We start from the raw sequence: 21,759 nt of genomic DNA, 5'->3' as shown, positions 1-21,759 counted from the left end.
CGTATATTCTTCTGCGGTTTTCACTTTACAGATTGCAGTTGTCAACACTCGCTGACGCTGGAGAAATCCTATATTTTAAATACACATAAGTAAGCTGCCGATTGTTATCAGTCGATAAAACAGCTAAGCATAGCACCCTGATCTGAGCTAGATACGAAATATGTCATCGATCAGGGAACGACCACCAGTTGCATTTGTCAGGCACAGCGAACGAAACGAACAACGTATGCCCAGAACAGCGACATTAGCCAGCGGCACCGGCCGCAATTCGGGCCGCCAAAGTGGCAAAGAACGCATTTCGAATGCAGCGATGCTGCTTTTTGCCCGGATGCCTTATTGCGACACCAGTCTACGCGACATTGCGGCCGCCGCAGAGGTCGATGTGGCCTATGTCCATCGATCCTTCGGCTCCAAGGCAGAGATCTTTCGCCACGCGTTGGCGGCGCTTGATCCCTTGGATGACATCATGGTGGCGACAGATGGCCGCTCCATGATCTCCCGGCTCTGTGATCTGGCTTTCCTTCGCGATCCGCGGATACAGGAAGATGTACGCCCGCTACATCTGCTGATTCAATCCAGTCTCTGCAGCGAAGCGCGTGACATCATTGCGCAATTCATTGACACATCGCTTGCTCTCCCTCTGAGCAAGGCTTTCGGCTTTGAAAATCCGGGGCGAGCACATTTTGCTCTTAGCCTTTTGAGCGGATTTGTGACCCATCGTGCGGTGATGGGACCAGCAAACTTTCCGGGTATTCCCGAAGCAGATCAACGACGAATGCTCGAGACTGCACTGACCAATGCAATGTGTGACACAGACGGGAGAAGCGGTCCTGTCGACAAGTCAGCCGATATTGTATGATTTTGGAATCATAATTTTTAGGGGGCACTTTAACCGATACCTGGGAACTATTCTGTAGAACGGGTAGGGTGCGAGGTTCAATGCAGCTACTTGCCCTTCTGGCCGCCAGGGTCTGCAATTGCGCGTTCCATCTCATGCAATTTGCAAAGCATCTGAAACCGTCCGGTAAGCTGTATATGGGTGAGATTACCGTCCTGGTGCTGAACCCAGGATGCACGGATTGAGAAAGATTGGATGCATCAGCGCGCGGGTCCGCGATGACTGGCCTGATGGGCAGTGCAGACCCGCCGTGTCGGGGTTTGTCGACCCATCAGGTCAGAATCGCGACTCTGGAGGCAGCAGATCACGCGGATCTGGGCTGACCTGCGGGTTCATACGGTCCACTTCCATGCGTTGTCGCGCTCGGCGCGGATTCTGTCGATATGCGTCGCGGGCAGGACAGTGCGGAAGGGAGTGTTGAATGTTGCTGAGAACTGACCCGGGTTTGTCACCGAGAACTGACCCACCTTTCAGTTATGTTCTGTGGGTCATGTTTGGGTCAATGCACTTGCGGCTCCCTTCTTTGGTTTGACGGCTGCGGTGCTGGCCCTGAACCTGAAGCTGTCGTTTCCGGTCTCCAGAATATGGCAGCGATGAGTGAGGCGATCGAGCAGCGCGGTGGTCATTTTCGCATCACCGAAGACTGCGGCCCATTCGGCGAAGCTGAGGTTGGTGGTGATGACGACGCCAGCTTATCACGATGACCCGGCTCATGCCCGTTGAAGCCTTTGACGGCCGCGGCCTTCTCCCTCGTCGCTTCTGCATAGTCGTCGATGACGTTCTCAGGAAAGACACTCCGGGCGCGATCTTTCGGCGGCTTCGTGCGGAAGGCGCCCGGTTCGACGATGGTCGTGGTGATGCCGAACGGCGCCACCTCGTCCGCCAGCGACTCCGCCCACCCCTCCAGCGCGTTGTTGATTTCCACCCAGAACTGAGCCGGCATTTCCATCGAGAAGTGAGCCACCTCTGACTATGGATTTCCGGTCATTCAGTGGTCAAGGCGTGATTGTTCTCCTTCTTTTGGCGCGTTGCGGCGGCTGAACTGGCTTTGAAGCGGAAGCTGTCGTTTCCGGTCTCCAGGATGTGGCAGCGGTGGGTGAGGCGGTCGAGGAGCGCGGTGGTCATCTTGGCATCGCCGAAGACCGTGGCCCATTCGCTGAAGCTGAGGTTCGTGGTGATGACGACGCTGGTGCGTTCGTAAAGCTTGCTCAGCAGATGGAAGAGCAGCGCCCCGCCCGAGGCGCTGAACGGTAGATAGCCCAGTTCATCCAGGATCACGAGATCAAGGCGGGTCAGGCTTTCGGCAAGTTGCCCGGCTTTTCCCTTGGCTTTTTCCTGTTCGAGGGCATTGACCAGTTCGATGGTGGAGAAGAAGCGGACCTTGCGGCGGTGATGCTCGATGGCCTGGATGCCAAGGGCGGTCGCCACATGGGTCTTGCCGGTGCCCGGTCCGCCGATCAGGACCACGTTCTGTGCTCCGTCCATGAACTCGCAACGATGCAGTTGTCGCACCGTGGCTTCGTTGATCTCGCTGGTCGAGAAGTCGAAGCCCGAGAGGTCCTTGTAGGCCGGGAAGCGCGCCGCTTTCATATGGTAGGCGATGGAGCGGACCTCGCGCTCGGCCATCTCGGCTTTCAGCAGTTGGGACAGGATCGGCACGGCCGCTTCGAAAGCCGGCGCAGCCTGTTCGATCAGGTCCGTCACGGCTTGTGCCATGCCATGCATCTTCAGGCTGCGGAGCATGATGACGATGGCGCCACTGGCAGGATCATGACGCATGACGGCCTCCTGCAACGGGGGTGCGCAGGCCGTCATAGCGCTCGACATTGGCCTTGGGCTCGCGATGGAGAACCAGAGCCTGCGGGGTATCGAGCGGCGGCCCGCCAATGAGCTTGCCGTCGACCAGCCGGTGCAACAGGTTCAGCACATGGGTCTTGGTTGCCACGCCCTCGGCCAGGGCCAACTCCACCGCGGTCAGCACGGCCTGTTCGTCGTGCTGAAGAACCAGGGCGAGAATGTCGACCATCTCGCGGTCTCCGCCGGGTTTGCGGAGCATCTGCTCCTGCAGTTGCCGGAAGGCAGGCGGGAACTCGGCAAAGGGCGCGCCATTGCGCAAGGCACCGGGCTTGCGCTGAAGAACAGCAAGATAATGCCGCCAGTCGTAGATCGTCCGCGGCGGCACCTGGTGATTGCGCTGGAACACGCGACCATGCTCGCACAGGATGTTGCCCTCGGCCGCGACAACCAGCCGGTCCGGGTAGATCCGCAGGCTGACGGGGCGATTGGCAAAGGACGACGGCACGCTGTAGCGATTGCGCTCGAAGCTGATCAGGCAGGTGGGCGAGACGCGCTTGCTCAGCTCGATGAAGCCGTCAAAGGCGGGCGGCAACGGCATCAGTGCGGCCCGCTCCGCAGCCCAGACGTCATGGATCGTGCCGGGCAGCGTGCCGTGCGGGGTCTCCTGCCACACCTCCAGGCAACGCTGCTGCAGCCAGGCATTCATCATGTCAAGATCGGGAAAGCCCGGCATCTTCTGCAGGATCTGGCGGCGGGAGTCCTGAACGTTCTTCTCGACCTGTCCCTTCTCCCAGCCTGCGGCAGGATTGCAGAACTCCGGTTCGAAGACATAGTGGTTCGTCATGGCCAGAAAGCGGAGGTTGACCTGCCGCTCCTTGCCTCGGCCGACCCGGTCCACCGCCGTGCGCATGTTATCGTATATGCCGCGCTCGGGCACGCCGCCGAACACACGGAAGCCATGCCAGTGGGCATCGAACAGCATCTCGTGGGTCTGGAGCGGGTAGGCGCGCAACAGGAAGGCCCGGCTGTGGGACAGCTTGATGTGGGCCATCTGAAGCTTGGTGCGATCGTCGGCCAGATGCCCGTAGTCTTCGCTCCAGTCGAACTGGAACGCTTCGCCCGGTCGAAAGGACAGCGGAACAAAGGTGCCGCGTCCCGTGGTCTGCTGTTCGCGCTGGCGATCTGTCCGCCATTGCCGCGCAAACGCTGCAACCCGGCCGTAGGAGCCGGTGAAGCCAAGCTTGACGAGATCGGCATGCATCTGCTTCAGCGTCCGCCGCTGCTTGCGCGACTTGCCGGCTTCTGTCTTCAGCCAGCCGGCCAGCTTCTCGGCGAAAGGATCAAGCTTGCTCGGCCGGTCCGGCGTGGCGAACTTCGGCTCGATCGTGCCCCCCGCCAGGTGCTTGGTAATCGTGTTGCGCGACAGGCCGGTGCGCCGCGCGATCTCGCGGACCGACAGCTTCTGCCGAAAGTGCATGCGTCGGATGATGTTCAAAAGTCCCATGTGGATCACTCCCGTTACCCCCGCCGCTCACCGCTTTGGGGAAAGGTTCACATGGCTCACTTCTCAGTGGAAATTACGCGCCGATCCGGCTCAGTTCTGGGTGGAAATCAACATCCTGGGGTTCGGATACTACCCGCGGTCGGGCTTCATGCACATCGATCTTGGCCCTGCCCGGTCCTGGGGCGATCCCTTCCCGGCGCGAGCGGTGCCGTTTGCCCCGGAACTGCCACCCGCGCGCGAAGTCCTGTCGGACAGCCGCACCCTGCGCGGTGGCGGTGCTGCAGGCGCCGCAACTGTCGGCGCGGCCGGGGTCGAAGTGCTGCAGGACGTTCTTGCCGAAACGCAGACCACGATCCAGCCGCTGGTCCCCTACCTCGACACCCTACGCTGGGTACTGATCGCCATCGCGCTGATTGGCATCGCTGTCACGATCCACGCCCGGCTCGACGACTGGAAACGGGGCCAGCGGTGACCCTTTGGCTCCTCGCCCATGGCCCGGCGCGGAAGGCGCTGGGCCTGATCCTCACCGCGGCAGCGATCCTGCTGTTCCTCCTGAACCTGCGCCGCGCCGGTGAACGCGCCGAGCGCGCGGCCGAACGACTTGAAGCCCGAGAGAGAAACGATGCCATCCACCGCCAGATGCTCGACGCCGCCGCCCGCCGCCCTGCTAATCGTGATGCTCTGGCTGACCGGCTGCGCGATGGCAGGTTCTGATGCCCGTGCGCCATGTCCGCCTGTCGTCGACTACACGGCCGCGGATCAAGCACAGGCGGCCGACGAGGTCGAAGCACTGCCGGAAGGGGCCGTCATCGTCAGGATGCTGGGCGACTACGCCGTGTTGCGCGATCAGGCGCTGGCGTGCAGGTAGGGGCGGATAGCAGACAGTCGATGTTACTTCGTTCTTGCCGGATGCCAGGCCGTCACATCCCTGCAAGTGGCTCGCCGCGCGGGCTTGCGGCATCGAACATTTGGACCGACAGCGCCAATTCCGGTGCAATCCTCCGCAAGCCATCCACCAGCATCCGGCCCGCATCCAGCAAAGCCTCCACTGGCATCGGGTCGAGCCGTTCCAGAACGAACCACATGTCCTGGCTCGCTTCGGTGATCTGTGTGCGCGGACCCTGTCGCCAATTCCAACGACGGCAGGTGACGCCGAGGTCGTCGCGCCAGATGACCTCGGCCGCCTCGGGTGCTTCGATCACGGGCTGGCCTTCGGCCGTCGTATGGAAGGGTTCGTTTCCCCTGGCGAGACATAGGCGCGGTAGGCCCGCGTAGGTGGTGGCGTCCTCTCCGCCAACGGGAATAGCGAAGCGTAGGCTGACGGCGTTGTAGAGATCGACGACCGCGTTGAGCGGGCGCATCGCGCCATCCTTCACGGCGCGCTTGCGAAGGGCTTCGGCCGAGCACGGCGTTTTCTTCGGTTTCGCCCCGAAGGCGCGGTAGGCATCGCGCCATGCGTCCAGATGCGCCTCGGCCCAAGGAAAAGCGTCGAGGGACAGCAGCGCCTCGGCCAGCAGGGCCTCGCTGGTGGCATCGCTCGGGCCGTTGCGTCCTCCGCTCACATGGATGCTGAGGGCCATGAAATCCGGACGCAGGGCGAAGATCTCGGCGTCGATGATGGGGTGGAGTGTCATGTGGTCCTCGGTCCGTTGGGCGGGGGACTTCGTCGCATGCGACGCGCTACGTGTCAACAAAGTGAACCGAGATGGTCGTTGACTGTGGACTTTGAAGGGAAGTATCACATCATAATGACCGAAATAGCACGCCCACCCAGCCCCCCCCGCGCAGACGAACAGGAAGCGGTCCTCGCCGCCACGGTCGCCGCGCGTATCTTCGAACTTCGCAAAGCGAAAAGCCTGTCCTTCGACGCTCTCTCCCAGAAGGCCGGCGTCGCCAAAGGCACGCTGGTCCAGATCGAACAGCAGCGCGGCAATCCGAGCATCTCGACGCTTTGCCGCCTTGCCGCGGCGCTGGATGTTTCGGTGGCTGACCTCGTGGCACCGACCGAGGCGACCGCTCAGGCCGTGACAGTCCTTGGCCGTGACGATGCTCGGCAACTCTGGACGGGCCCATCCGGCGGCACCGCAACACTGCTTGCGGGGACGCAAGGTCCCGACATGCTCGAGATCTGGGACTGGGTCTTGATGCCCGGCGAGAGCTTCGAGGCGGCCGTGCATGGGGCCGGAACGCGGGAGCTGATCCATGTGACCGACGGCACGCTGGCACTGACCGTGGATGGGGCGACCCATCTGGTCTCGGCGGGAGGATCGGCCATCGCGCTGACCGACAGGCCACACGCCTACGCCAACCCCGGCAAGGAGCCGTTGCGCTTCACAATGACCGTCCACGAACCCGCTGCGGAGTAGCCCTCGATGTATCAACCCGAACAGCACCGCGAGGACCGTCTCGACGTCCAGCACGACCTGATCGAAACCCACCCCTTCGGCCTGTTGATCTCGCACGACCGCGAAGGCCTTCAGGCGAATGGCTTGCCGTTCCTGCTGCAACGCTCCATCGGACCGTTCGGCCGGTTGCAGGCCCATATTGCCCGCGCCAACTCGCAGTGGCGCGAGCTCGACGGGGCGGAGGTGCTGGTCGTCTTCCAAGGCCCGCTGAATTACGTGACGCCCGCCTTCTACGAGACAAAACGCGAGACTGGGAAGGTCGTGCCGACCTGGAACTATGCGATGGTTCAGGCGCGCGGCACGGCGCGGGTGCGGGCGGATACCGAGTGGCTCGACACGCAGATTTCCGCGCTGACCGACCGGCACGAGGCCGACAGGCCCGAGCCCTGGCACGTCTCCGACGCGCCGCGCACCTATATCGAGGCGCAGCTGCGGGGCATCGTCGGGATCGAGATCGACATCCAGCGCCTCGAAGGCAAGTGGAAGGTCAGCCAGAACCGGCCCGAAGGTGATCGCAAGGGGGTGGCCGCAGGACTGGCCGAGGCGCATCCGGAAATGGCAGCGCTCGTCCGGCGCTACGGCAGGATCGGAGAAGGGGCATGAAGATCGAAACCATGGCTGTCCACGCTGGCGAAGCGGTGGACCCGACGACCCGCGCTTCCTCCCCGAACCTCGTCATGTCCGCGACCTTCCTGCCCCGCGAACTGACCGGCTTCTCGGCCTTGGACGAGGACGAGAGCGCAGGATACATCTATGCCCGCTCGGGCAATCCGACGGTGCGGCAGCTCGAAGAGAAACTCGCAGCACTGGAAGGGGCCGAGGATGCACGCTGCTTCGCCTCGGGTATCGCTGCGACCCATGCGGTGATCATGGGGCGTCTCAGCGCGGGCGATCATGCGATCTTCCCGGAAAACGCCTATTCCGGCACGGCAGAGTTCATCCGCAACAGCCTGCCGCGCTTCGGCATCAATACGAGCTTCGTGGACACGACCGATGCGGACGCGGTCGCCGCCGCGATCACCCCCGCGACCCGCATGCTCTGGCTCGAGACGCCCTGCAATCCGACGCTCCAACTCGCCGATATCGCGCTTCTTGCCGATCTTGCCCATGCGCGTGGCCTGCGCGATGTGGTTGTCGATGGCACCTTCGCCTCGCCCATCGGCACACGGCCGTTGGCGCTCGGCGCGGATTTCGTGGTGCACTCGCTGACCAAATACATCTCGGGCCATGGTGATGCGATGGGCGGCGCTGTGCTGGGTCGCAAGGCCGATCTCGATGCGCTGAACCTCGAAGCTGCGGTGCATTTCGGCGGCGTCCTGTCGCCCTTCAACGCCTGGCTCATCATGCGCGGAGCCGAGACATTGCCGATCCGGATGCGTGCCCATCAATACAACGCAATGGTGGTCGCAAAATGGCTCGAGTTGCACCCTGCCGTGTCCCGCGTGTTCTACCCCGGCCTGCCCTCGCACCCCCAGCACGACCTTGCCCGCAGGCAGATGGCGAACTTCTCCGGCATGATTGCCTTCCAGACGCATCAAGACGGGTCCGAGATCGCCCGCCGGATGGTGAGCGACCTGCAACACGTGCATTTCGCCGTCTCGCTCGGCCATCTCCGCAGCCTGATCTACTGGATCGGCACTGACGACATCCTGCAATCGACCTATCAGCACCCTCCCGAGGCCGAGGCGCGGTTCCGTGCGCTTACGGGGCGGGGCATCTTCCGCCTGTCGGTCGGGCTGGAACACCCCGACGACATCTGCGCCGATCTGGCCCGCTGCCTGTGACCGGAGCGCTGAAGATGACCGAAACTCTCCCCCTGACCGACCGCAGCCGCCTCCGCCGTATGCATGACCTCGGCAGGTTCGACGTCGCCACCATCCACGCCATCCTCGATGCCCAACCGCTCTGCACCGTGGCCTACGTCCGCGACGGCAAGCCCTACCTCACCCCGACGCTGCAATGGCGCGAGGGGGATCGGGTCTACTGGCACGGCTCTTCCGCCAGCCACGCCCTGCGCGCAGGGAAGGGGCAGGATGTCTGTATGAACGTGACGATCCTCGACGGCTTCGTCCTCGCCCGTTCCGGCTTCAACCATTCGGTCAATACGCGCTCCGTCACGCTGTTCGGCATTGCCGAGGTGGTGCCAGAGGAGGAAAAGGCCGCGCACCTCACCGCGATGATCGAGGGCCTCTGGCCGGGCCGCAGCGCGCTCTTGCGTCCGATGTTGCCGCAGGAGGTGAAGGCTACAACGATCCTCTCGCTGCCCATCACCGAAGGCAGCGCCAAGATCCGATCTGGCCCGCCCACGGACGAACCCGACGACTACGATCTGCCGATCTGGGCCGGTGTCTTGCCCGCATCTGTCACGCTGGGTGCTCCCATCGCCGACCCACGCAACAAGGATGGTGCCGATACGCCGGACCATGCAAAGGGAGTTGCTCGCATAGCCGGGCAAGCCTGAGCGCGACCGGCGGTTTTATTTACCTGAACGTCCGCTTTGGGCCGAGAGAAGTCGTTGCAGCGCGACGGGCCAATGGCCGCGCCTGGCGTCAGGTCCCCGACTTATCAAGCTCATGCGGAGATTAGCGTCCATATTCTCCGCAAGTTCTGCGTCGCTTAGTCTTGCATATGCGGAGAATGCAGCCCACAATCGCCGCACCTAGCGCGGAGAATATGATGTACATCTGGGAGCAACCAGACTGGCCAAGGCTGACCTGGCAGGATGGCAGCATCGCCGCGCCCCTAGCTGCCGTGCGTCACGACCAGGGGCGACTGATCGGCCGGATGGAAGCGCTGGGCTTCAAGCTGCGCGAAGAGGCGGTCCTTCAGACGCTGACCCAGGATGTCGTCAAGACGAGCGAGATCGAGGGCGAGCAGCTGGACGCCACACAGGTGCGGTCATCCCTCGCGCGAAGGCTTGGCATAGACATCGGCGCCCTGCCCCCCACAGATCGCAATGTGGAAGGCATCGTCGAGGTGATGCTGGACGCGACGCGGAACTATCAGGCCGCGCTTACAGCCGAGCGCCTTTTCGGGTGGCATGCGGCGTTGTTCCCGACCGGCCGCAGCGGCATGACGAAGATCATCGTCGGGGACTGGCGCGATGACAGTACCGGCCCGATGCAGGTAGTGTCTGGGCCCTACGGCCGAGAGAAGGTTCATTACTCGGCGCCCCCGGCTCCGCGGGTCGCGGCGGAGATGGAAGCCTTTCTCGCCTGGTTCAACGCGCCCTTGACCACCGATCCGGTGGTCAAGGCGGCACTGGCACATTTTTGGTTCGTCACGATCCACCCCTTCGAGGACGGCAATGGCCGCATCGCTCGCGCCATCGCCGACCTGGCACTTGCCCGGTCGGAGGGGAGCTCGCAGCGGTTCTACAGCATGTCCGCGCAGATCCGGACCGAGCGGAACGCCTATTACGACCAGCTTGAGCGCACCCAGAAGGGTGCCACGGACGTGACGTCGTGGATCCTATGGTTCCTCGACTGCCTCGGCAGAGCCATCCACGGCGCAGATGGCGTTCTGGCGGCGGTGGTCGCCAAGGGACAGTTCTGGGAGCGCGCTGCGGCGCTGGCGCTGAACGAACGCCAGATCAAGGTACTGAACCGCCTTCTCGACGGGTTCGAAGGCAAGATGACATCATCGAAGTGGGCGGTGATTGCCAAGTGCTCACAGGACACGGCGAACCGTGACATCGCGGCACTGCTGGACCTCGGGCTGCTGCGGAAAGGCGATGGTGGCGGCCGCAGCACGCATTATGAGCTGGTGCTGTGACGCCGATGGCCACGATTGTCTGCCCCCTCGAAGGGGGGCTCGCAAAACGTTGACCAGGTGTTGACAAGAATTTGGAATCGCGAAAGCCGAGGGTTATGCTCGGCTTTGAAGTCTTTGATACTATTGGATATTCTGGTTGCGGGGGCAGGATTTGAACCTGCGACCTTCAGGTTATGAGCCCATGGACGGGAAAAACCGAAACGCTAGAGAAATCGGCAACTTACGAGGCAAGCCTTTGTGATGGCGTGCTTTTCGACGTCGCCTTCATCCGAATTCACGCGGATCAAACCGCAAACCCGCCGCTAAACCCGCAGTCGCAGGTTGATGTGGCGTTGATGTAAACTGAAACACCCCCAACATGATCACAACCTACCAGTCCGCAAAGCTCCGGCAGCTTCGTTTCATTGACAACACCAAACCAATCAGAATGCAAGAAAACCCATTTCATCATAGATGGCTGAAGATATCATTGATCTTCCAAGGGTCGAACCGAAACTCCGAACGGTCGGCTATTTTCTTTCCTTGGTCAGTCAGGCGATCCTTCAGCCCCTGTGTCACCCTCTCTGCCTCATCCGCACCACAATAATCAGCCAGAAAACTTGTGAATGTAAAATATTCCGACGAAAGCTGATGACCGCGATCCGGTGAGTCCTGTATGGCCTCAGCCACATAGACCAGGCCAGCACGGAAGACCGAGAATTCTCTATGCTCCGAAATTAGACCAATTCGATTCCCATTCAGAAGGGCGCGAAGCACTAGAGTAGAGATGCCATTGACCGAGACCTGTTTGAGCAAGCTCAAATCAACAATGCGATCAGTCTCAAGTTCCGCCTCCGAAACTTGTAACGCTTCGCCGTCCCTCACCAAAGATTCCAGCATGCCATCTAGCGAAACGGATGAGAGGCCAGTTTCAGCCTCATTCCACCCCTCATCAGGAAAGTAGCGGAGCAAGTAACGCCTGGTAATTTCCAACGAAATCAATTCGACGGAGAAACGTAGATCGGATCTACCTTCATACCTTCTCGAGAACCTAGCCTTCGCCTCATCAAGGCTCCTGACAATGCTGCCGATCTCACTTGCGCGGTCAAGGCGATGGCGTGCCGTGACGGCGGTGGCATAGAATGCCTCGTGCCCATATATCGGATCCGACTCATCTCCTAGTTCTGCCAGCAGAACGGCCATTCGCGCGAGCGAATCTGCGGCTCGCCAATCTCCCATCGCAGCATGAAGCTGGCAGGAAACCAAATGCATATTGTATTTCTGCCGAGTGCCGTCACGGTCTTGGATTTTTGCTATACGTTTGGTCTCTATCGCTTTCTGAAGTTGCTGACTGAACAATAGGCGATCATTCTCATCGCGATAACGGATCGCAAGCGGCATGCGTGTCTTGAAGGCCCGATCGGAAGCAGTGGCTTGTTTGCTCGTGAACAGACTAGTCACCAAGGCAGTAGTGTTTATGTTGGTGAGTTCTGCTATCTGCCACCTGCGCAGAAGTTCCTCAGTGTCCGAGCTTTGACCATCGAGTATCTTTTGCCCGAGATTTGCAAAAGTCGGGATATCGTCAAGTATATCTCGCGCCGCAGCGTTCATTTTAAGCCGAACAAACCTACGGAACCTACTGGGCAATGAATCCACCGTTCCGCCGTGAATTCTCTCAATTGTAGTCCGGATCAGCACATTTGCCGAACGGTTACTCTGTTCGCTAGTGTCCGCAAAACTCAGGAAGTCGCGAACTCGTTTCGGATCGAGCTTTCCACCTTTGCTGAAAGGAGACAATACAATTCGAAGCCAGTCTTCAAGACCAATGCCATCCTGGCTAACAACGACCCCTCCGAAGATGGAGAACTCTTCCCGAAAGAACAGGTAGCGAGGATCCACCACAAAACCACTGCCGGGAAGTTCAAGTTCGGAACTAATCTCATGGATGTGAGGGTCTGAAGTCAAAAGGAGGACTGGGCGATCACTGGTGAGGTTCAAGAAATGCAAATGTGCAAGGGCAACTGCATCACTCTGTATTAGATGTGCTGCGCGCCGCTTGGACTTCTTGGCCTTCAGTGCATCGAACCAAACCTGCGCCAGCTTGTCGACTTCGTCATCTTCAGTGTTCACCTTGGGCATCAAGCCCGCGCGCTCGGCCGAAACAGAATCGGCAATCTGGGTCTCGCGAATAAAATTTCGCAAAAGTGTAAACTTGGCGTCAGCGGTCGAGAGAGCCTTCCGCACTAGCCGCAACTTGATGAAGCTCTCTTCACCGTTACTCGGATGGGTCTCGCTTAACTCAGGAAAGACTGACTGGATGCCCTTTCTGGCGCCTGATGCGGCGCGCACCATTGAACTGTAAATTGATTGGAAATCAGCCTCTTGGCCATAAAGGAAAATAGATCTGTTTCTTGCCTCGTTCCTGCACTGGGCTCCGAGTAAGAATGCAAAATCGGAGAGAGTCTCTTCATCAAGCAATCCAAGCAAGTCGGGCCGGTCCTTGGTCTCAGCAGGCGCCACGAACAACATTGCTACTGAAGGATCAATGGCCCAGATGGGGTCTTCGAGTTTTCCATCTGCATCCAGTTCGCGACCGGCTTGAAACCGCAACCAAAGGCTTGCAGCCTCTCTAACGATCGTTATCCAACTTGGCTTTCCCGCTTTGAGATCAGACATCGATCGGCATCCTTTCGTCTTGCCAACGAACCTGGTCGCCCGGCTGATTGCGTCGCTGGAATTCTCTTCGTTTGTTCAACATTTTGGCAGAGCGGTAATCCCGAGGCACGACTGCCTTGATCAATGCTTGCGTCGCGGTTGTCGCGACATGCCACAACTTGCCCTTCACGTCGTTTAGCAAATCCGATGCGTCGATTGCCACGATTTCATGATTTGGCGAGTCAGCCGTCGACGATTGATCCTTTTGTTCAAAGTCGATCTTCAGCTTCTCCGCGAAAACAAGGGCAATACCCCCGGTGATACGTTTATCCCCGGGCAGAGTTGCCATCTCGAAAATTTCTTCGGCGTTCATCGCTTCCACGATCTTTGAAGGGTCGGCATAAGATTGCACTAATTCCGCAATGACCTTCGTACATCCGTCGATGATGGAGGAGACTCTTGCCTCATCTGCCACTGAATCAACAAATGCTGACAAAAGCCGGAGCGACGCGACGACGCTGGCGGGGTCTTTCTGAAGCATTGCCGCAAGAATGGATGGCGTCCAATCCGGGTTGAAGTGCCTCGAAGCGAGCATGCGCGTTTTCAGTAGCTCTTGAACTTCGTCCGAAGAACTCAACTTTTCCGCGCAGAGAAAGGCTCGCGCGAACAGCTCTTGCTTCTGTTCCGAATGTGCACGATCAAGAAACCCCGGTGACGCGAGACGGTTCCACATCGCTTCAATAAGGGAAGGTTCGTGCAGCTCGATCGTCAGATTCTGTAGATGGTGGAAGACGCGAAACCCAGTTTCACTTGGAGGGACATCGCCCAGCAGCCCGGCTATGGCAGGGACAACCTTGGATCGAAAGCGCACTGATTTTGAACATAGACGCCCGATTTCGGTTTCCGGACTTTCCAGAACCGAGAAGTAGTCGCCTAGCGGAAAGAATGCCGGGATGTCATCACTGCGGAGGTGGTAGCGCGAGAACCCATGCCACAGCCATGTCTTCGCGTGCGAACTCGTCCACTCGCTGGTCTTGGTCGGAACTGCTTCGAGGTCAGGAGGTAGGTAGCGCATCTTCGAAGCCTTTGTAAACCTGAGACATTTTTTTGTCCGAGCACCGAATCCAGTCGATGAGAGTCAACATTTCTGAAGCACGGGTGGACGACACGTCGAGGGGACCGACGACTGTCACATCGCCCTCGATGGTCTCAGCGACTCTACTGGTAGACAGGTCCACAATGAACTCGATCCCTCCGTCAATCAACTCCTGCCGACCCTCCACCCCGGCCAGGTCGAGAGTTCGGGCGAACTCTGGGATGTACGACGACGTCGATGTGGGCGCAGGAAGAGGAAGTGCACGGTTGAACTTCTCGCCCATGGAAACCGCTAGATAGGCAGGGTTGGAATCGCCATCGATGGCGGTTGGACGCTTTCCGTCCGATGCTAGAGAAGCGCAATTCATATGCACAAAGCACACTTCTTCGGGATTTCCCCAAAAATGGATCAGGCCAAGTCGTGCGACGACTGCTTCTGCGCTGAATAAGTCGGGGTCGGCCGACAATCGGTTTCGGAAAATGAGGTCATGATCCTGAGTAAGCCACTGGGCACGTACGTCGCCAGCCGTGAAGGGCGGCGGAATGTAACCTGGTAGTCTAGCCGCGGTAAGGTGTGCTCTAACGTACTTCTCGAAATCCTTTCGCTTGTAAACTCGAACTAGAGTGCAATGTGAGATTGGGTCTGGCCTGATCGCTCCCACAGAGAGCACTGAAATAGACTGGGATAGGTTCCTGAATCGGTGGATAAGCGCACGAGCTTCTTCGTAGGCGATATCCACACCGTCATCGTAGTCATCGAACCCTGCGGACGGTCGATGCGTTGCCTCGCCCAACACGCTCGCTATCTCTGCTGCAGGAAGGTGCCCGACAGAGCAGTGTTCAAAAAGGTTCACAAGATAAATACGGCTCAGCGGGTGCCCACCAAACGTCGACTGAAGATCTTCCGCTAACCCCATTCCTGCCCCAATCTCGTTTTAGTTCACCGAGGCAAGCACTGCCCTTACATGTCTGTCAAGTGTCGTCGATGGATAGTCGATCCAGTGGCTTAACGACGCGGTCCAAGTGCGGGGAGGTAGAGGAGATCATGGGATTGGTCGCCGTGAGAGCGGCACCAGAGTGTTCGTTGCGCAACAGTGTCAACATGGCCGCTTCCAAGCGGTAGCCATGGTTGGAAGCCTATGGCGCAGCCGACCACTTCTACGGTGTGACATGCCCTCGGTGTCCATGCACCGGAAAGCCTCGGCATATCGGGTGGGGCCGCCATCGATGCTTTGAGGTTGTCCACAGCGTCGTGGTCCCCACCCCCTTGCTCCGAATCGAAGCCCGCGTCAGGGTGCATCCTTGAGGAGAGCAGCCCTCAACCAGAAGCATAACAGGTCTATCGGTACACCAGTCGCTCTGACCGAAGGCGCCCCGGCGCCTCTCGTGTCGTTGCGCCCGATCTCTTGACCCCGTGCCGCCCCCCGGCACGGGCTGCAGGCGGTATGAGTTCGGCCCGTCCTCGGTTCATGTGAGGATGATCTGTCATGGCTTTGCCGCCCCGCGTTTACTACACCATTCAGGAAGTCACGGCCCGTTGGGGCTGCAACATCGCCGACGTCGCAGGCTGGGCCGCGACGGGCAAGTTCCACATCATGACCGGCATCGGCCTGGTGCGTTGCGGTGAGGAGATCGTCGCCGGTCGGGTGGTCCTCTCGCCGATGGACCTGATGCCGTTGTTCCGGCGCTGCGGGACCGGCCCGACCGAGGGCGTGGTGCGCCGGATCATGACGGGCGAGAAGGGCCAGTGGCAGATCATCACCGATCCTGTCGGCGGGGTCACGGTGGCGGTCGCGGACATGATGGTCATGGCCGATGAGGTACATGCCTTCGAGGAAGAGAACGACATGGTGCGGCGGGTGGCGGCGGGGCCAGGTGCTGCTACGCCATACGATTGGGAAGGCATGAACATCGCCCTGATCGTGCGGATCCATGATCACGGTTTGCCCGCCACTCAAGCCGAGCTGGTTGCCGAGATGCAAGACTGGTTCGCGGATCGGTCGGACGGCAAGAAGATGCCCGACAGCCGCTCGATCCGGCGGAGGATCACGCCGATATGGAGGGCGTTGCGGCGGGAGGAAGCGTGATGACGAGGGTCCGCGCTGGCCCGGATCAGGCGGTCTTCCGGCCGTCGTGATCGTCAGCGTAATGGATCAGGCGGGGCTTTGGCCGGAAGGCGCTGGCCACGGCGTCGACCCCGGCGCGCAGGGGTGAGTCCATCAGGTGGGCATAGCGCAGGGTCGTCTGCATCTGGCTGTGCCCCAGCAGCTTGCCGATCATTTCCAATGAGGCGCCGCCGCTAACCAAGAGCGATGCGAAGGTGTGGCGCAGGTCATGGATCCGGACATCCTGCAGCCCGCACTGCTTCTGGACCTGCGCCCAAAAGCGGCGCACCTCCTGCACCGGCTGGCCGGGCGTGTCGCCGGGGAATAGCCACGGTGACCCCTTCGGTACCAGCAGCTGCCGCTGGCGCACAATGGCGGCCGTCTCGTCCGAGATCGGCACGCGGTGGGCGCGGCGCTGTTTCGTCATCATGGGCGGCTTCGACCAGCTCATGTGTTCGAGGTTGAACTGTTCAAACCGGGACTGGCGCACCTCGCCCAGCCGCGCGCCGGTCAGCATGCACATGCGGATGATGTCGGCCGCGCGCCGGTCCTCGGCCGCGTCCAGCGCGGCAGCCAGCTTGGCGATTTCCTCTTTGGACAGGAAGCGTTCGCGCGGCGTCTCGGTGCGGCGGTGGAAGCGCTGGGCGGGGTTGTCCTCGCACCAGCCCCACTGGACCGCCAGCGTGAACATCTTGCGCAGCACCTCCCCGATCCGGTTGGCGCGCACCGGCGTAGGCTTCGCGCCTTGCAACTTGCGCGCCCGGTTGTTGGGCTTTTCCTTGTGCGGCCGCGCCCTGCCCTCGGCGATCTTGGTCAGCAGCTTGTCGACGTCGGTCGGCGTGATCTCCGTCACCAGCTTTCGTCCCCAGACGGGTGCCACCATCTTGGCCAGAGCCGACCGCTGATCGGCCGCGCTGCGGGCAGAGAGTTTCGGGAGATGCTCGGCGCAGTAGCGTTCGATCAGGTCGGTCACGCGCGGGGCTTCGCGCTTCGCCTCGCGCTGGCCTAGGGGGTCGGCCCCGGCGTCGATCTCGCGTCGCAGTTCCTTGGCCCGTTCCCGGGCGGCCGATACCGACCATTCAGGCCAGCGCCCGAAGGTCATCCGGCGCTGCCGCCCGGCGTGGCGGTAGTCCAGCGTGAAGGCCCGCCCTCCGCCGCGGTAGATGCAGGCGGCAAAGCCCCGGACGTCGGTATCGAAGATCTGGTAGTCCCGCCCCGGCACCGGCTCAGCGTCGCGCAGCACTTTCTCGGTCAGCTTGATGCGTTCGGGCATGGCTTCGGTCCTTCTTGCATCCGACATGAGGCGTGGTTTCGCCTGACTATCAAGGCAAGCATGGCAGGTCGGGTGGCGGGGAGGCGGAGGGTGGCGCAAAGGGCGCCACAGCAGTGCCACCCCTTGTTTTCTTGGGTTTTCGGCGCTGGGCGGATCGATGCGCGACTGGTGTCGACGCGCGCAACCGGACGACTGAGACCGCAGGCGCAGTCATCACGCTGCAAATCAGGCCGCTGAAGATCCGCGCAGCAACAAATCCTCAAGGAATTCAATGGGTGGCAGGGGTGCCGTGCCGGGTGCCACCCCCTCTTTGCCCTCCGATGCAGGTCAAAGCCGGTCAATCCGGGTGTTCGCTGGTGTTTGCGGCCTTGGCGTCCGTTTCGCCCATCCGGCAGGACCGGCCGAAATGTACCCCGCCACCCGATCACCATCGCAAACCCCAATAAAACAAGGGGTGGCACAAAGGTGGCGTCCTTTCTGCCACCCTCCGCCTCGCCGCCACCCCTCGGGCTCTGCGCTCACTGGTCCCTGCAAGACGTCCCCGATGTTCGGGGCGAGGACCAGGAGACCCCGATGCCGCATCTCGGATCGATGCCAGACCGACAAGACAAACCCCGCACCCTGCTGGTCGGCTGGATCAGCCGCCTCGACCTTGCGCTGGAACTCGGCCTTTCGGTCGACACCCTGCGCCGCTGGGAAGCGATGCGGACGGGCCCACCCTGCGTTCGGGCCGGGCGTAAGGTCTACTACCGCCGCGCCGCCGTCGAGGAATGGCTGGAGGAGCAGGAACAGGCCGCCCCGCGCCGTCGCCGTGCCGGAGGGCGTCGGTCATGACCATCCAGCCCCACAGTTCCGCCTGGCCCGCCGACCGCGTGGCCGAGGCGCGTGCCGTCATCGCCGATGTCGCGCATCACAGCGACCTCCTGATCCGGCTCGCCTGTAACGTGCTTGCCCAGCATGGTGAGACCCCGGGCGAGCGTGCGGATGCCCAGCGCCTGCTGGTGGTGATCGACGCGCGGCGACCGGTCAGCCGCGCCCAGCGCGAAGATCAGGGGAGGGCCGCGCGATGATGCGTCGTGGCACCCCCGAGGCTGATCTGCAGCGCGCGGTTGTACAGGCGCTGCGCGTCGCCCTGCACCGCTCGGCCATCATCCATCATTGCGCCAACGAAGTCACTGAGGCCGGGCCCCGCGGGGCCAAGCGCCAGGCGATCCTCGTCGGCATGGGCGTCCATGCCGGGTTCACCGATCTGATGGTGATCTGCGACGGCCGTGTCCTTTTCCTCGAGCTGAAAGCTCCGAAGGGGCGCCTGCGGCCTGAGCAGGAGGCGTTCCGCGATGCGGTGCAGGCGCAGGGCTTTGGCTGGGCGCTGGTGCGCAGCCTCGATGATGCGCTGGGCGCGCTGGCCGATCACGGCTTCACCACGCGCATCGCCCCTGCCCCGCGGAGGCCCGCGCCATGAGCCACGAGGCCACCAACTGGGCCATCAAGCAGCGCGGGTTGAAGCCGACGACCAAGATCGTGCTCTGGCACCTCTGCGACCGGTTCAACCCGGACTACGGCTGCTTCCCCTCGCAGGATCGGCTGGCGCATGACTGCGAAATCAGCCGGTCGACGTTGAACGATCATCTTGGTCAGCTGGAGGCCGTGGGCCTGCTGCGGCGGGTGCCGCGGCTCGATCCCGTGACCAAGCGCCAGCTGCCGACCCGCTACATCCTGGGGTTCGAGCCGGGCTTCACACCCGTGGCTGTGGTGCCGTGTCCGGAAATCAGACACGGGAACGACGGCTGCGCGGAAAGCCTCGACGATGCCGATGGTTGTGATGTCGATGGAATGGCGGATGCCTTGCCGTGTCCGGATTTCGGACATGGGATCGGCGCGCGAGCCGTGTCCGAATTTCCAGCCGAGCCGTGTCCGGAAAATGCCGAAAGCCGTGTCCGGAATTCGGACACTAACCCTGTAAGGGAACCTCTAAGTAAACCAGTAAAGGAGGAGGAGGGCGCGCAGGCGCGCGAGGCGATTTCCGATGAGGTTTTCGGAGACCTGCTGGACGCGCTGGGCCTCGACCCCGACGCCCTGCCCGGCTGGTGGCAAGGATGGCCACCGCGGCTGCACGTCCAGCGCTGGCGCGACGAACTGGGCCTGACCGAGGCGGAGATCATCGCGACGGCCGAAGCCAGCCGCCAGGAACGCCCCGAACCGCCCGATGGGCCGAAGGCACTGGACCGCGCCATGCAGCGCGCCGCCCAGCGCAAGGTCGAGGATGCCGTGCGGAAACGGCGCAAGCCCAAGTCGGCCCCCGCCCCGACGTCGAAGCCGATCACTGACCTCCCCGCTTTCTATGCCGATTTGGTCAACTCCGACCGGTATCTGCCGGTCAGCGCGATCAGCAACACGATGCGCGACGCCATGCTGGCCCGGGGGCTGGTCACGCCGGAACGCCTGCGTGAGCGCGGGGTGCGGTGACTGGCATGGTATCACGTCCCCGACACGGATTGTCCCTCTGCGCGGGCGGCGGAGGCCTTGATCTGGGCCTCATGCTCGCCGAACCCGGCTATCACACCCGCGCCTTCGTCGAATGGGAGGACTGGCCAAGGGCGGTGCTCATCGCGGCGCAAGCAGCCGGATACTTCGCCCCGGCCCCAATCTGGACCGACCTGCGCAGCTTCGACGCCCGCCCCTTTCGCGGCGCGTTCGACGCCGTCCTTGCCGGTTACCCCTGCCAGCCCTTCAGCGCGGCCGGAAAACGCGGTGGCGCCGACGATCCCCGCCACCTCTGGCCCGACGTCGCCCGCGTCATTGGCGAATGTCGCCCGGAATGGGTCTTCCTCGAAAACGTCGCCGGGCACGTCACCCTCGGCCTTGAAACCGTCCTGCGAGAGCTTTGGGGCATGGGCTACACGCCTGCGGCGGGCCTGTTCTCGGCGGCAGAGGTCGGCGCGCCGCATGAGCGGCTGCGGATCTTCATCCTGGCCCACACCGATGAGCCTGCACCCCGGCACGGGCCGCTACAACCCGGCCGGGAACAGCGACTTCACGCGAAAGGCGGAAGCGCTGGCGCTGGGCATCGCGAAGGCCCTGCCGAACCACTGGCCGACTCCGGCGGCGCAGAACTGGAAGGGCAGCAGCGAGGCCAGCATCACCCGCACGGATGGCAAGTCCCGGATGGACCTTCTGCACTACCGGGCAGAGCAGGGCTTCATCCGCCCGGCCCCGGCGACCTTGCCGGATGGGCCACGGTCCTCGCCGCACGCCCCGATCTCGCGCCCGCTCTGGGCTTCGATGATTGCCTCGCATGGGCGCGTCACCTCGCGGCGGATCCTGAAGGGCCGGTCGCGGCGGCGGCTGAACCCGCTCTTCGTCGGATGGCTGATGGGCTGGCCCATCGGGCACGCGCTCTGCGCCTGCTCGGCAACGGAGTTCACCCTCTGGCAGCAGCACATGCGTGGCGCTCTCTCGCAGCTGCCCATGGCCTCGGGCCCGTGGATCTGGCGGCCGACCGATGCGGTCCAGCGCCCGGCGCAGATGGATTTCCTTGAAGGATTGCAGCCATGAGTTTCCACGGCCGCGTCAGCGGCACCAGGATCAAGCGCGCGCTGGGCGTGCAGGCCGCGCTGGAATGGGCGTTCCGGATCGAGCAGGCGCAGCTGGAACTACCCCTCCCCGCAGACGTCACCGAGGAAGGTTTCGGCTTCGGCCTAGAATACGTCCTGCTCCAGCGTGCCGTGCTGGGCTGCAACATCGACGGCGGCCAGCACAAGATCGGCGGCTACACCCACGAGGACGCCGAGGTGATCGCCGCCACCGTCGCCGGGATCCCCGACAGCCTCGGAGGCAAGCGCATGGCGATCCGCGTCGCCGAGCTGGCCCGCGCCGGGCTGACCCCGGACTGGATGCCAGGCGCCGTCCCGCGCTGTGTGCCGAAAATCGTGAAGCAGAACCAGCATGGCACACATGCAGGGGCCATCGTCGTCGGCACCGAGCGCATCCGCGTGCGTGGACCGGGCGCCCGTGGCACATGGAAAACCATCGACATCCTTGCCTGCCCCGTCACCTTCTCGCCCCACCCCCATCAGATCGAGGCCGCCCGGCGCGGCTATGAAGAATGGTGGCAGGCGCTGAACTGGGTCAGGGACGGTCTGATCGAATGCGGGATGCTGCGCGAGGTTGAGCTGACGAGGGCGATGCCGAAGGCAAAGCCGTGGGAAAGAACCCCGCCAAGCCGCTGTTAGCGGCTGGATTTCGCCCTCCGGCTGAAATACCGTCTAGAAAAG

Annotated in this window: 22 protein-coding genes and 3 pseudogenes; 16 read left to right on the top strand and 9 right to left on the bottom strand. The window is 62.1% G+C overall.

The genetic code is table 11. From position 1 onward, the window contains the following. The first annotated feature begins 226 nt into the window (after positions 1-226). Positions 227-859, top strand: coding sequence for a TetR/AcrR family transcriptional regulator (locus tag IE126_RS21625; protein WP_170294000.1), 633 nt, complete (start codon positions 227-229; stop codon positions 857-859). Positions 860-1,386: 527 nt separating this feature from the next. On the opposite strand, the pseudogene IE126_RS21620 reads toward IE126_RS21625, so the two are convergent. The 4 genes and pseudogenes from IE126_RS21620 to istA form a co-directional block, all read right to left on the bottom strand. Continuing rightward, positions 1,387-1,584, bottom strand: a pseudogene (locus IE126_RS21620) (ATP-binding protein); the annotation flags it as partial. Further along, positions 1,521-1,847: a Rossmann-fold NAD(P)-binding domain-containing protein gene (locus IE126_RS21615; protein ID WP_071166597.1), complete on the bottom strand. Its 327-nt coding sequence runs from the start codon at positions 1,845-1,847 to the stop codon at positions 1,521-1,523. The gene IE126_RS21615 and the pseudogene IE126_RS21620, both read right to left, overlap by 64 nt. 35 nt (positions 1,848-1,882) lie before the next feature. Next, on the bottom strand, positions 1,883-2,677 hold the full coding sequence (gene istB, locus IE126_RS21610) for an IS21-like element helper ATPase IstB (RefSeq protein ID WP_071166598.1): 795 nt from the start codon (positions 2,675-2,677) through the stop codon (positions 1,883-1,885). Next, positions 2,667-4,199 (bottom strand): IS21 family transposase, encoded by a 1,533-nt coding sequence (istA, locus tag IE126_RS21605; protein ID WP_071166599.1) that lies wholly within the window; start codon positions 4,197-4,199, stop codon positions 2,667-2,669. Before istA ends, istB begins: the two co-directional genes overlap by 11 nt. Before the next feature lie 109 nt (positions 4,200-4,308). Between istA and IE126_RS21600 the strand changes: the two are divergent. Continuing rightward, a pseudogene (locus IE126_RS21600) lies at positions 4,309-4,671 on the top strand (YcbK family protein); the annotation flags it as partial. Continuing rightward, positions 4,668-4,913 carry a hypothetical protein gene (locus IE126_RS21595; RefSeq protein ID WP_071166600.1) on the top strand — a complete coding sequence of 82 codons (246 nt, stop codon included), beginning with the start codon at positions 4,668-4,670 and terminating at the stop codon, positions 4,911-4,913. The pseudogene IE126_RS21600 and the gene IE126_RS21595, both read left to right, overlap by 4 nt. 206 nt (positions 4,914-5,119) lie before the next feature. Here IE126_RS21595 and IE126_RS21590 read toward each other — a convergent pair whose 3' ends face one another. After that, positions 5,120-5,833 carry a B3/B4 domain-containing protein gene (locus IE126_RS21590; RefSeq protein WP_071167252.1) on the bottom strand — a complete coding sequence of 238 codons (714 nt, stop codon included), beginning with the start codon at positions 5,831-5,833 and terminating at the stop codon, positions 5,120-5,122. 114 nt (positions 5,834-5,947) lie between these two features. On the opposite strand from IE126_RS21590, the gene IE126_RS21585 reads away from it, so the two are divergent. From IE126_RS21585 to IE126_RS21565, 5 genes are all read left to right on the top strand, one after another. Next, positions 5,948-6,565, top strand: coding sequence for an XRE family transcriptional regulator (locus IE126_RS21585; RefSeq protein ID WP_071166602.1), 618 nt, complete (start codon positions 5,948-5,950; stop codon positions 6,563-6,565). A gap of 6 nt (positions 6,566-6,571) precedes the next feature. Further along, the gene (locus IE126_RS21580; RefSeq protein WP_071166603.1) at positions 6,572-7,207 is read left to right on the top strand and encodes an FMN-binding negative transcriptional regulator; all 636 of its coding nucleotides are present in this window, start codon (positions 6,572-6,574) and stop codon (positions 7,205-7,207) included. Continuing rightward, positions 7,204-8,388, top strand: coding sequence for a trans-sulfuration enzyme family protein (locus IE126_RS21575; protein ID WP_155065521.1), 1,185 nt, complete (start codon positions 7,204-7,206; stop codon positions 8,386-8,388). Before IE126_RS21580 ends, IE126_RS21575 begins: the two co-directional genes overlap by 4 nt. A 14-nt stretch (positions 8,389-8,402) precedes the next feature. Then, positions 8,403-9,065 (top strand): pyridoxamine 5'-phosphate oxidase family protein, encoded by a 663-nt coding sequence (locus tag IE126_RS21570; RefSeq protein WP_155065522.1) that lies wholly within the window; start codon positions 8,403-8,405, stop codon positions 9,063-9,065. A 212-nt stretch (positions 9,066-9,277) separates the two neighbouring features. Further along, positions 9,278-10,378, top strand: a complete 1,101-nt coding sequence (locus tag IE126_RS21565; RefSeq protein WP_229825773.1) for a Fic family protein — start codon at positions 9,278-9,280, stop codon at positions 10,376-10,378. A gap of 447 nt (positions 10,379-10,825) precedes the next feature. Here the strand turns inward: IE126_RS21565 and IE126_RS21560 are convergent, their stop codons facing one another. From IE126_RS21560 to IE126_RS21550, 3 genes are read right to left on the bottom strand one after another with little or no spacing between them, the layout of a single operon-like run. Next, on the bottom strand, positions 10,826-13,033 hold the full coding sequence (locus IE126_RS21560) for a hypothetical protein (protein WP_189382210.1): 2,208 nt from the start codon (positions 13,031-13,033) through the stop codon (positions 10,826-10,828). Continuing rightward, positions 13,026-14,087: a hypothetical protein gene (locus IE126_RS21555; protein ID WP_189382209.1), complete on the bottom strand. Its 1,062-nt coding sequence runs from the start codon at positions 14,085-14,087 to the stop codon at positions 13,026-13,028. Before IE126_RS21555 ends, IE126_RS21560 begins: the two co-directional genes overlap by 8 nt. Further along, positions 14,068-14,574, bottom strand: coding sequence for a hypothetical protein (locus tag IE126_RS21550; RefSeq protein WP_189382208.1), 507 nt, complete (start codon positions 14,572-14,574; stop codon positions 14,068-14,070). Before IE126_RS21550 ends, IE126_RS21555 begins: the two co-directional genes overlap by 20 nt. 1,020 nt (positions 14,575-15,594) lie before the next feature. Between IE126_RS21550 and IE126_RS21545 the strand changes: the two genes are divergently transcribed. Continuing rightward, positions 15,595-16,194 (top strand): hypothetical protein, encoded by a 600-nt coding sequence (locus IE126_RS21545; protein ID WP_189382207.1) that lies wholly within the window; start codon positions 15,595-15,597, stop codon positions 16,192-16,194. A gap of 25 nt (positions 16,195-16,219) precedes the next feature. Here IE126_RS21545 and IE126_RS21540 read toward each other — a convergent pair whose 3' ends face one another. Further along, the gene (locus tag IE126_RS21540) at positions 16,220-17,485 is read right to left on the bottom strand and encodes a tyrosine-type recombinase/integrase (RefSeq protein WP_189382206.1); all 1,266 of its coding nucleotides are present in this window, start codon (positions 17,483-17,485) and stop codon (positions 16,220-16,222) included. A 573-nt stretch (positions 17,486-18,058) separates the two neighbouring features. Here IE126_RS21540 and IE126_RS21535 point away from each other — a divergent pair. From IE126_RS21535 to IE126_RS21510, 7 genes and pseudogenes are all read left to right on the top strand, one after another. Further along, positions 18,059-18,319 carry a helix-turn-helix transcriptional regulator gene (locus tag IE126_RS21535; RefSeq protein WP_189382205.1) on the top strand — a complete coding sequence of 87 codons (261 nt, stop codon included), beginning with the start codon at positions 18,059-18,061 and terminating at the stop codon, positions 18,317-18,319. Then, positions 18,316-18,555 (top strand): hypothetical protein, encoded by a 240-nt coding sequence (locus IE126_RS21530; protein ID WP_189382204.1) that lies wholly within the window; start codon positions 18,316-18,318, stop codon positions 18,553-18,555. The genes IE126_RS21535 and IE126_RS21530 overlap by 4 nt, the downstream gene beginning before the upstream one ends. Beyond that, complete coding sequence (locus IE126_RS21525; RefSeq protein WP_189382203.1) at positions 18,552-18,947, top strand: VRR-NUC domain-containing protein; 396 nt, start codon at positions 18,552-18,554, stop codon at positions 18,945-18,947. Before IE126_RS21530 ends, IE126_RS21525 begins: the two co-directional genes overlap by 4 nt. After that, positions 18,944-19,951 (top strand): helix-turn-helix domain-containing protein, encoded by a 1,008-nt coding sequence (locus tag IE126_RS21520; protein ID WP_189382202.1) that lies wholly within the window; start codon positions 18,944-18,946, stop codon positions 19,949-19,951. Before IE126_RS21525 ends, IE126_RS21520 begins: the two co-directional genes overlap by 4 nt. Before the next feature lie 5 nt (positions 19,952-19,956). Then, positions 19,957-20,415 (top strand): annotated as a pseudogene (locus IE126_RS26105) (DNA cytosine methyltransferase); the annotation flags it as partial. 52 nt (positions 20,416-20,467) lie between these two features. Then, positions 20,468-21,040 (top strand): DNA methyltransferase, encoded by a 573-nt coding sequence (locus IE126_RS26100; protein ID WP_229825771.1) that lies wholly within the window; start codon positions 20,468-20,470, stop codon positions 21,038-21,040. Then, positions 21,037-21,717 carry a hypothetical protein gene (locus tag IE126_RS21510; RefSeq protein WP_189382200.1) on the top strand — a complete coding sequence of 227 codons (681 nt, stop codon included), beginning with the start codon at positions 21,037-21,039 and terminating at the stop codon, positions 21,715-21,717. Before IE126_RS26100 ends, IE126_RS21510 begins: the two co-directional genes overlap by 4 nt. Positions 21,718-21,759: the final 42 nt, after the last annotated feature.

The sequence above is a fragment of the Gemmobacter nanjingensis genome (genome assembly GCF_014652195.1).
GTDB classification, from domain to species: domain Bacteria; phylum Pseudomonadota; class Alphaproteobacteria; order Rhodobacterales; family Rhodobacteraceae; genus Gemmobacter; species Gemmobacter caeni.
Note: the sequence above shows the minus strand (reverse complement) of the source record. Positions and strands in the feature narration are given on the sequence as shown.

Coding starts and splice junctions, on each gene's coding strand:
- IE126_RS21625 (WP_170294000.1), top strand. CDS start 227: ATGCCCAGAACAGCGACATTAGCCAGCGGCACCGGCCGCAATTCGGGC.
- IE126_RS21615 (WP_071166597.1), bottom strand. CDS start 1,847: ATGGAAATGCCGGCTCAGTTCTGGGTGGAAATCAACAACGCGCTGGAG.
- istB (WP_071166598.1), bottom strand. CDS start 2,677: ATGCGTCATGATCCTGCCAGTGGCGCCATCGTCATCATGCTCCGCAGC.
- istA (WP_071166599.1), bottom strand. CDS start 4,199: ATGGGACTTTTGAACATCATCCGACGCATGCACTTTCGGCAGAAGCTG.
- IE126_RS21590 (WP_071167252.1), bottom strand. CDS start 5,833: ATGACACTCCACCCCATCATCGACGCCGAGATCTTCGCCCTGCGTCCG.
- IE126_RS21585 (WP_071166602.1), top strand. CDS start 5,948: ATGACCGAAATAGCACGCCCACCCAGCCCCCCCCGCGCAGACGAACAG.
- IE126_RS21580 (WP_071166603.1), top strand. CDS start 6,572: ATGTATCAACCCGAACAGCACCGCGAGGACCGTCTCGACGTCCAGCAC.
- IE126_RS21575 (WP_155065521.1), top strand. CDS start 7,204: ATGAAGATCGAAACCATGGCTGTCCACGCTGGCGAAGCGGTGGACCCG.
- IE126_RS21570 (WP_155065522.1), top strand. CDS start 8,403: ATGACCGAAACTCTCCCCCTGACCGACCGCAGCCGCCTCCGCCGTATG.
- IE126_RS21565 (WP_229825773.1), top strand. CDS start 9,278: ATGATGTACATCTGGGAGCAACCAGACTGGCCAAGGCTGACCTGGCAG.
- IE126_RS21560 (WP_189382210.1), bottom strand. CDS start 13,033: ATGTCTGATCTCAAAGCGGGAAAGCCAAGTTGGATAACGATCGTTAGA.
- IE126_RS21555 (WP_189382209.1), bottom strand. CDS start 14,087: ATGCGCTACCTACCTCCTGACCTCGAAGCAGTTCCGACCAAGACCAGC.
- IE126_RS21545 (WP_189382207.1), top strand. CDS start 15,595: ATGGCTTTGCCGCCCCGCGTTTACTACACCATTCAGGAAGTCACGGCC.
- IE126_RS21540 (WP_189382206.1), bottom strand. CDS start 17,485: ATGCCCGAACGCATCAAGCTGACCGAGAAAGTGCTGCGCGACGCTGAG.
- IE126_RS21535 (WP_189382205.1), top strand. CDS start 18,059: ATGCCGCATCTCGGATCGATGCCAGACCGACAAGACAAACCCCGCACC.
- IE126_RS21530 (WP_189382204.1), top strand. CDS start 18,316: ATGACCATCCAGCCCCACAGTTCCGCCTGGCCCGCCGACCGCGTGGCC.
- IE126_RS21525 (WP_189382203.1), top strand. CDS start 18,552: ATGATGCGTCGTGGCACCCCCGAGGCTGATCTGCAGCGCGCGGTTGTA.
- IE126_RS21520 (WP_189382202.1), top strand. CDS start 18,944: ATGAGCCACGAGGCCACCAACTGGGCCATCAAGCAGCGCGGGTTGAAG.
- IE126_RS26100 (WP_229825771.1), top strand. CDS start 20,468: ATGAGCCTGCACCCCGGCACGGGCCGCTACAACCCGGCCGGGAACAGC.
- IE126_RS21510 (WP_189382200.1), top strand. CDS start 21,037: ATGAGTTTCCACGGCCGCGTCAGCGGCACCAGGATCAAGCGCGCGCTG.